The sequence below is a fragment of the Bradyrhizobium sp. SHOUNA76 genome, assembly GCF_023006445.1.
GTDB lineage: Bacteria > Pseudomonadota > Alphaproteobacteria > Rhizobiales > Xanthobacteraceae > Bradyrhizobium.
In genome coordinates, this window is record NZ_JALBHA010000269.1 from 1 (window position 1) to 8,619 (window position 8,619).

At 64.6% G+C, this 8,619-nt stretch carries 10 protein-coding genes; 5 read left to right on the forward strand and 5 right to left on the reverse strand.

Annotated features, from left to right (window positions below):
• Positions 1-196 precede the first annotated feature (196 nt).
• Entirely contained in the window at positions 197-940 is a 744-nt protein-coding gene (locus tag MOV74_RS23810; protein WP_246927899.1) for a methyltransferase domain-containing protein, read from the reverse strand.
• 108 nt (positions 941-1,048) lie between these two features.
• Between MOV74_RS23810 and gloB the strand changes: the two genes are divergently transcribed.
• Both gloB and MOV74_RS23820 read left to right on the forward strand, forming a co-directional pair.
• Positions 1,049-1,816: a hydroxyacylglutathione hydrolase gene (gene gloB / locus MOV74_RS23815; RefSeq protein WP_246927908.1), complete on the forward strand. Its 768-nt coding sequence runs from the start codon at positions 1,049-1,051 to the stop codon at positions 1,814-1,816.
• A 23-nt stretch (positions 1,817-1,839) separates the two neighbouring features.
• On the forward strand, positions 1,840-2,262 hold the full coding sequence (locus tag MOV74_RS23820; RefSeq protein ID WP_246927911.1) for a cupin domain-containing protein: 423 nt from the start codon (positions 1,840-1,842) through the stop codon (positions 2,260-2,262).
• A gap of 6 nt (positions 2,263-2,268) precedes the next feature.
• Here MOV74_RS23820 and MOV74_RS23825 read toward each other — a convergent pair whose 3' ends face one another.
• From MOV74_RS23825 to MOV74_RS23835, 3 genes are all read right to left on the reverse strand, one after another.
• Complete coding sequence (locus tag MOV74_RS23825) at positions 2,269-3,138, reverse strand: DMT family transporter (RefSeq protein ID WP_246927920.1); 870 nt, start codon at positions 3,136-3,138, stop codon at positions 2,269-2,271.
• Positions 3,139-3,243: 105 nt separating this feature from the next.
• On the reverse strand, positions 3,244-3,969 hold the full coding sequence (gene phbB / locus MOV74_RS23830; RefSeq protein ID WP_246927927.1) for an acetoacetyl-CoA reductase: 726 nt from the start codon (positions 3,967-3,969) through the stop codon (positions 3,244-3,246).
• 253 nt (positions 3,970-4,222) lie between these two features.
• Positions 4,223-5,401, reverse strand: coding sequence for an acetyl-CoA C-acetyltransferase (locus MOV74_RS23835; protein ID WP_246927929.1), 1,179 nt, complete (start codon positions 5,399-5,401; stop codon positions 4,223-4,225).
• Between the two features lie 314 nt (positions 5,402-5,715).
• Between MOV74_RS23835 and phaR the strand changes: the two genes are divergently transcribed.
• Together phaR and MOV74_RS23845 are read left to right on the forward strand one after the other, a co-directional pair.
• The gene (phaR, locus tag MOV74_RS23840) at positions 5,716-6,306 is read left to right on the forward strand and encodes a polyhydroxyalkanoate synthesis repressor PhaR (protein ID WP_246927940.1); all 591 of its coding nucleotides are present in this window, start codon (positions 5,716-5,718) and stop codon (positions 6,304-6,306) included.
• Between the two features lie 108 nt (positions 6,307-6,414).
• Positions 6,415-7,032, forward strand: coding sequence for a trans-aconitate 2-methyltransferase (locus MOV74_RS23845; RefSeq protein WP_246927942.1), 618 nt, complete (start codon positions 6,415-6,417; stop codon positions 7,030-7,032).
• A gap of 137 nt (positions 7,033-7,169) precedes the next feature.
• Here MOV74_RS23845 and MOV74_RS23850 read toward each other — a convergent pair whose 3' ends face one another.
• A complete protein-coding gene (locus tag MOV74_RS23850; RefSeq protein ID WP_246927944.1) occupies positions 7,170-8,057 on the reverse strand; it encodes a branched-chain amino acid aminotransferase in 888 nt (295 codons plus the stop codon).
• A gap of 135 nt (positions 8,058-8,192) precedes the next feature.
• Here MOV74_RS23850 and MOV74_RS23855 point away from each other — a divergent pair.
• A partial coding sequence (locus MOV74_RS23855; protein ID WP_246927946.1) for an alpha/beta hydrolase fold domain-containing protein occupies positions 8,193-8,619 on the forward strand: 427 nt, incomplete at its 3' end.

Consider the following 8,619-nt stretch of genomic DNA (forward strand, 5'->3'; position numbering starts at 1 on the left):
CCGGCCGCATGGTCCGCGCCCCGAGCGCGAGGCAGCTCCAGCCGCCTCGAGCGACGAAGTCGCGCCCGGCGAGTAAGCTTCTTCTGGTCTTCCGATCTGAAATCGTCCCGGCCTCGCCGGGACGATTTTTTTGTGCGTCGGCCGAAGCGGTGAGCGCTCCGGGCACGGCTCACCCCTCCCCGGAGGAGAGGTGCAGCTAGCTCCGCGTCACCGTCGAGGACGGCACCAGCACCGGCTTGGCGAGCGAGGGAATGAGCCGCGCCCGTTCGCGCTTGGCGGGGATCGCGCGGTAGACTTGCTTGGTGGCCTCCACGATGTGCACACCGGCAAAGGGCAGCGACAGCGCCGCGCCGGCGCGCTCCCACATTTGCGCCGATTTCAGCACCCAACCGCCGGCATAGGGCGGCATGAACAGCGCTTCGCCCCAGGCAGTCGGCGTGAACCAGGTTTGGCGCAACAGATCGGTGATCTGCGAGCGCGAATAGGGCCGGCCGTGACCGAACGGCGTGCTGTCGGTGCGGGTCCACACCCCGCGCCGGTTCGGGATCACCGCGATCACGCGCCCGGACGGCGACAGCACGCGCCACACCTCGCGCAGCAGCGCGGCCGGATCGTCCGACATCTCCAGCGCGTGGACCAGCAGGATGCGGTCGACCGCGGCGTCGGGAAGCGGCAGCGAGAATTCGTCGACCAGCGAGGCCAACGCCGGCCGTCCCGTCGGCCATTTCAGGACGCCCTGAGCCGCCGGCATGAAGGCGATGCAGCGCTCGGCATCTTCCCGGAACAATCCCAGATAGGGCGTGGGATAGCCAAGGCCGAGCACGCGGTGGCCGTCGGCACGCGGCCAGCGCTCCCTGATGCCGCGATTGATCATTTGCCGCGCCACAATCCCGAGGCGGCGGGAATAGAACTCGCGGAGGTCGACGACGTCGATGGTCATGACCACAATGTAACATGCGCAAGGCCGGTGCCGCGCGCGGAATATTGCATTGCCTGCGCGACGTTAACGCCATATTTGTCTGGCGGGGCTGAGCGCGATGGAGATGACATGGCCGCCGAAATTCGTACTTTCACCTGTTTAAGCGATAATTTCGGCTATCTGATCCACGATGTGGAAACCAAGGCGACGGCGTCCGTCGACGCGCCTGAGGCCGGCCCGATTCTGAAGGCGCTCGAGCGCGAGGGCTGGCAGCTCACCGACATCCTGATCACCCATCATCACGGCGATCATGTCGGCGGGGTCGCCGAACTCAAGCGCAAATACAATTGCCGCGTCGTCGCGCCGCACGACAAGACCACTGCGATCGCGAACGTCGATCTGCGTGTCGCCAATGCCGACGTGGTCAAGATCGGCAACCTGCTGGCGCGCGTGATCGAGACGCCCGGCCACACGCTCGACCACATCTCCTACGTGTTCGACACCGAGAAGACGGTCTTCGCCGCCGACACGCTGTTCTCGATCGGCTGCGGGCGCGTGTTCGAGGGCACCTATCCGATGATGTGGGATTCGCTTCTGAAGCTGCGTGCCCTGCCCGACGACTTCAGGCTCTATTGCGGCCACGAATACACGGCCTCCAACGTCAAGTTCGCGCTTACCGTCGATCCCGACAATGCGGCGCTCCAGGCGCGCGCGGCGGAGGTGGCGAAGCTCCGGGCCGAGAACAAACCGACCATTCCCACACTGCTTGGCGACGAGAAGCGGGCAAACGTGTTCCTGCGCGCCGATGAACCGTCGGTCGCGGCCAGGCTGCACATGAAGGGCGCGGATGCCGCCGCGGTGTTCGGCGAGCTGCGCGAGCGCAAGAACAAGTCCTGAAGAACAAGTCCTGACGGGAATCGATGCCGACCGCAGCCGAGATCATCGCGCGCCTCGAACTCCGCCCGCATCCTGAAGGCGGGCATTACCGCGAAACGTTCCGCGACCAGACCACGGACACAAACGGCCGGTCGCGCTCGACCTCGATCTATTTCCTGCTCGCACGCGGCGAGCGTTCGCACTGGCATCGCGTCGACGCGGTCGAGACGTGGCATTTTTACGCCGGCAGCCCGCTGACGCTGCGCATCGCCCATGACGGTCGCTCGCAGCATGTGGTGCGCCTCGGCACCGACCTTGCGAATGGCGACCGGCCGCAGGCGATCGTGCCGGCGCAGGCCTGGCAATCCGCCGAGACGACGGGCGAGTGGACACTGGTCGGCTGTACGGTGGCGCCTGCATTCGAGTTCGCAGGCTTCGAGCTCGCGCCAAAGGGCTGGGAGCCGTAGCTCCCTTCACCTCTTCCTCAGCACCATGTCCTTCGCCGCAATCAGGCCGCCGCCGGCGATCAGGATCGCGGCAATCGCGATGTTGGCGCTGGCTTTGGCAAAACCGGCGGCGATCAGGAAGCCGGTCGAGAGCAGCGGCGTCGCGTAAGAGGCGGCGCCGAGCACGCGGATGTCACCGCGTTTCATGCCGATGTCCCAGGCGTAGAAGGCGGCACCGACGGGGCCGATGCCGAGCGCGATCACGGAGAGCCATTGCAAGCTCGTCTCCGGCCACACCGCGGTCTCGAGCAGGCCATGCATCAGCGCGGCGAGCACTGCGGTGGCCAGACAGAATCCCGCGACCGCATCGGTCGGCACGGCCTTGAGCCGGCGCGACAGCACCGAATAGGTCGCCCAGACGAACGCAGCGATGAAGGCCGCGACCAGTCCCGGCACCTGGCCCGGCGCGAAGCCAGAGGTGTTGCCGGCAAACAGCAGCACGGTGCCGACGAGGCCGAGCACCGCGCCGACGATGTGATGCAGGGCGAGCCGCTCGCCCGGCAGGAACGACGAGAACAGCACGATCAGGAGCGGCCACAGATAATTCAGCAGGCCGGCCTCGGCCGGCGGCGCGAAGCGCAGGGCGAGAAAATACAGCGCGTGATAGCCGAACAGGCCGCCGACGCCGACGGCCCAGACGACGAGCGGCTGGCGCAGGCTTTTCGCCGCTTCGCCGCGGCCGATCCAGGTGAGCAGACCGACGAGGCCGCCGATCGCGAAGGTCATCGCGGCGAGCTGGAACGCCGGGATCCTTCCAGTCGCCACCGTCATCACTGACAGCAGCGACCACATCAGGATCGCAGTCAATCCGATCAGCGTGGCTGTGCGCGGGGTCATCAATCAAAGGCCTGAGGACGATGATGCCCGGCACGAGGCCGGGCATTTTCGTCTTCACTATCGCCTTGTCGCGCCTGAAGCTACAGGCTTTTGGCTTGCGCAATCTCAGGCCTGATATTGGCCGCCATTGATGGTCATGGTCGAGCCCGTGATGAAGCCGGCCTCGTCGGCCGCGAGGAACACGACCGCGCGCGCAATCTCCTCGGGCTCGCCGAGCCGGTTGACCGGGATCTGCGGAATCACGTTCTTCTCTAGAACGTCCTTCGGCACCGCCTGGACCATTTCGGTGTTGATGTAGCCGGGGCAGATCGCATTCACGGTGATGCCGCCCTTGGCATTCTCGAGCGCGAGCGCCTTGGTGAAGCCGATGTCGCCGGCCTTCGCCGCGGAATAGTTGACCTGACCGAACTGCCCCTTCTGGCCGTTGATCGACGAGATCGAGATGATGCGGCCGAACTTGCGCGAACGCATGCCTTCGATGACCTGGCGCGTCATGTTGAACAGCGAGCCGAGATTGGTGTTGATGACGGCGTTCCACTGATCGAGCGTCATCTTGTGGAAGGCGGTGTCGCGGGTGATGCCGGCATTGTTGACGAGCACCTCGACCGGACCGAGATCGGCCTCGACCTTCTTCACGCCCTCGGCACAGGCGTCGAAACTGCTGACGTCCCATTTGTAGACGGCAATGCCGGTCTCCGCCTTGAACTTATCCGCCGCGGCGTCGTTGCCGGCATAGCTCGCCGCAACCTTGTAGCCGGCCGCCTTCAGCGCCTTGCTGATCGCAGCACCTATGCCCCGCGTACCACCCGTGACCAATGCAACACGTGCCATGTCGTATTCCTTCCCTTGGACTCTTCGGACGTTTCTGACGTGATCGTTTTTTTACTGTGGATTATGGGGGACGTTTGACGGACATCAAGAACAAAACGCCCGGCGTTGAGCCGGGCGTTTCTCTTTAGTCGAGGCTTGCGCGGTTGCGAAGAATATTTGATTTGCAACCGCTGCCTTTTTAGTCGCGTGCAACGCACTAACCGATGTGTGCAGCGCACGCGCGCATGACACGTCAGTTACGTGTCAGCCATCTTCAGTCGCGCGCAATGCACATCGCGATGCCCATGCCGCCGCCGATGCACAGCGTGGCAAGGCCCTTCTTCGAATCGCGCTTCTGCATTTCGTGCAGCAGCGTCACCAGCACGCGCGCGCCGGAGGCACCGACCGGATGGCCGATCGCGATCGCGCCGCCATTGACGTTGACCTTGGAGGTATCCCAGCCGAGGTCCTTGTTGACCGCGCAGGCCTGCGCGGCGAAAGCTTCGTTGGCCTCGATCAAGTCGAGATCGCCGACGTTCCAGCCGGCCTTCTTCAGCGCGGCGCGCGAGGCCGGGATCGGGCCCGAGCCCATGATCTTCGGATCGACGCCGGCCTGCGCCCACGAAACGATTCGCGCGAGCGGCTTCTTGCCTTCCTTGGCCGCCTGCTTGGCGGTCATCAGCACCACCGCAGCCGCGCCGTCATTGATGCCGGACGCGGAGGCTGCGGTGACCGTGCCTTCCTTCTCGAAGGCGGGCTTCAGCTTGGCCATCGCCTCGATCGTTGCGCCATGACGGGGATATTCGTCGGCGCTGACGACGACGTCGCCCTTGCGGGACTTGATGGTAACAGGGACGATCTCGTCGTTGAACTTGCCGGCCTTCTGCGCCGCCTCGGCCTTCTGCTGCGAGGCGACCGCGAACTCGTCCTGCTGGGCACGGGTGATCTGCCACTGCCGCGCCACGTTCTCGGCGGTGTTGCCCATGTGGTAGCCGTTGAAGGCATCCCACAGGCCGTCCTTGATCATGGTGTCCACGAACTCGACCGGGCCCATCTTGACGCCGCCGCGCAGATATTGCGCGTGCGGGGCCATGCTCATGGATTCCTGGCCGCCGGCGACCACGATCTCGGAATCGCCGTTGAGCAGCGCCTGGTAGCCGAGCGCGACCGTGCGCAGGCCCGAGCCGCACAGCTGGTTGACGCCCCAGGCCGGGCTCTCCACCGGAATGCCGGCGGCAATCGAGGCCTGACGGGCCGGGTTCTGACCCTGGGCGGCGGTCAGGATCTGCCCCATGATGACTTCCGAGACCCGGCCGGGCTCGATGCCACCGCGCTCCAGCGCCGCCTTGATGGCGATGGCGCCGAGATCGTGGGCGGGAAGGGTCGCGAAGGCTCCGTTGAAGCTTCCGACCGGGGTGCGGGCGGCGCTGACGATGACGACATCGTCTGACATGGGCATCTCCTGAGGCTTGAGGTTCTTGAAAGGGGCAGGCGGGGCTTAGGAAAACGGCTCGCCAGTCTCGTCGGCCATCCTGTTAACGTCGTTGAGGCATGTCAATCGGCCGGCGACCGAATTCATGCCGCGGCGCATTCAAAATAGCGTTCTTGGCGCTTTCGCAAGCAAGATTTTGCTCCGCAATTAACCGTGCCGCACAAAACGGTAGCGTGACCCCTTTGAAAATGCTTATTTTGTTGCGTTGCGTACTCTTCCCGCCCTGCGGCATTGCCCGCCGGGTTCCCGTTCTCCGCGCTTGCAAGTGAGAGCCCATGGCGAAATCAGACCAACCCACCACCATCAAGAAATACGCGAACCGCCGGCTCTATAACACCGGGACGAGTACCTACGTGACGCTGGAAGACCTCGCCGCGATGGTCAAGGATGGCGAAGATTTCCTGGTCTATGACGCCAAGACCGGCGACGACATCACCCGCTCCGTGCTCGCCCAGATCATCTTCGAGCAGGAGAACAAGGCCGGCCAGAACCTGCTGCCGACTACCTTCCTGCGCCAGCTCATCCGCTTCTACGGCGACAGCATGCAGATGGTGGTGCCTAAATATCTGGAGCAGTCGATCGCGACCCTGACCCAGGAGCAAGAGAAGTTCCGCAAGCAGATCGCCAATAGCCTGTCCGGCACTCCTTTTGCTCCCTTGGAGGAACAGGTCCGCCGCAACATGGAGCTGTTCCAGCAGACTTTTTCGATGTTCAAGCCCTTCGTCCCGCCGCGGTCGGCGACAAGCGCTGAGACCGAGCCGGACGCGAACGCAGAGGCGCCGAAGGACAGCAACATCGACGATCTGCGCCAGCAGATGAAGGAAATGCAGGAACGCCTGGAGCGGATGTCGAAGAAGGACGAATAGCTCTTTCGTCTGTGCTGGCGCGTCCCCATGTGGTGGATGCGCAAGCTGCCGGCTGAGAGCGATGCTGCCTCGCTCGCTGTCATGCCGGCTTAGTCCGGAGCACGCGCCTTGCCTGACCGAAGCGGCCATTGGGAGCACGTGTACGCCACCAAGGGCGAGGCGGAAGTCAGCTGGTTTCAGAACAGCCCGGCGATCTCGCTCGAGATGATCCGCGCGGCGACGGCGGATCATGACGCCGCCATCATCGATATCGGCGGCGGCGCTTCGCGTCTGGTCGACGCTCTCTTGCACGACGGATATCGCGATGTTGCCGTGCTGGACCTTTCCGCCAACGCGCTCGACGCGGCCAAGCGCCGAATTGGGCAAGCCGCCTCGACGATCGACTGGATCGTCGCCGACGCCACGACGTGGCGGCCGGCGAGGGTCTACGATGTATGGCATGATCGCGCGGCGTTTCACTTCCTGACCGATTCCCGCGACAGGGCTGCTTATGTCGAGCACCTGCGATCTGCGGTTGCGCCCGGCGGCCACGTCATCATCGCGACGTTTGCGCTCGACGGTCCGGAGAAATGCAGCGGCTTGCCGGTGCAGCGCCATGACAGCGCCAGCCTTGCAGCGGAGCTGGGGCCGGAGTTCGAGCTGGTCGAGACGCGCGGCGAGACGCATCATACGCCGTGGAATTCGACGCAGGCGTTTCAGTTCAGCCGATTTCAGCGACGGGGCTAAGAAGTCGGTGTCATGCCCCGCGCAGGCGGGGCATCCAGTACACCGCGGCCCATCGGGTCAATCACTGCGGCCTCTGGAATACTGGATCGTCCGCCTTCGCGGACGATGACAGCGGTGTCCGTGGCGCGCATGCGAGCCTAAGCCGCCAGCTTCACCGCATGCGCAAAGTCCCAATAGAGCTTGCGCGCTTTGGTGTAGAACGGGCCCGGCTTCAGCTCGCGCTCGTCGATGCGGATCACCGGGGCGACCTTGGCGAAATTGCCGGTGGAGAAGATCTCGTCGGCGGCCAGGAAATCGGCATAGCGCAACGTCTTCTCGACCACGGTGACACCGTCGCCGCGAAGCAGATTGATGACGCGTTGGCGCGTGATGCCGTTGAGGAACGTGCCGTTGGGCACCGGCGTATAGACCAGGCCGTCCCTGGCCATGAACACGTTGGAATTACCAAATTCCGCGACATTGCCGAGCATGTCGAGCATCAGCGCGTTCTGGAATCCGCGGGAAGCGGCTTCCGCAAGCGCGCGCGAATTGTTCGGATAGAGGCAGGCCGCCTTCGCCTCGACCGGCGCGCATTCGGCGGTGGGCCTGCGAAACGGCGACAGGGTGATGGCGTTGCCGACGGGCTTTGGCATCGGCGCCTCGTAGATGCACAGGCACCAATTGGTGGTCTCGGGGTCGAACAGCACGCCGCCACCGGCCCCGTTCTGAGCCCAATACATCGGACGGACGTAGAGCTCGGCATTCGCCGCGAAACGCGCGATGCCCTCGTTTGCGAGCGTGAGCCAGGTGCCGGTATCGACCACCGGCTTCAGGCCAAAATTGATCGCGGATTGATTGGCGCGCGCGACGTGTCGGTCGAGATCGGGCGCGACGCCCTCGAACGCGCGTGCGCCGTCGAACACCACCGAGCCGAGCCAGGCCGCATGCGTGCGCGGGCCCATGATCGGCACATTGCCGTCGTGCCATTTGCCCTCGAAGAAGGTCCAGCTCGGCGAATATTCGATCGGCTTCTTGATTTCGGCCATGACCGGCCTCCCCTTGGAAATACCCGGGCACTATTGTCCCAATTTCTAAACGATTTGCTGCGGGACTGGCACCCTCCCCTGGCGGGTAAAGCAGGCCAAACCGGCTATAATGCGAGCAATGATACGGAGTTCACCATGCCGCTCGATCCGCTCGCAAGGCGCTTGTTGACCATGATGGCTGCGGCCGCGCCGCAGGCAAGAAGCCGGCCGAGCGTGGAGGCGCGGCGGCAATCGCTGGCCAAGCTGATGCAGTTCGCGCGCACCGATGCGCCGGATGTGACGACACGCGACGGTGTGCTGCCCGGCCGCGCCAGCGAACTGCCCTATCGACTTTACACGCCGGCAAATGCCGAGGAGCGCGCGCCCGGCTTCGTGTTCTTTCATGGCGGCGGCCTCGTCGCCGGCAGCATCGCCACGCATGATCGCATCGCAGCGGCGCTGGCGCATGCGACCGGTTGCCGTCTCGTCTCGGTCGACTACCGACTCGCGCCGGAGCACAGATTTCCTGCCGCCGTCGACGATGCGATCGCCGCCACCGAATGGGTTGCGCGCGAGGCCGCAT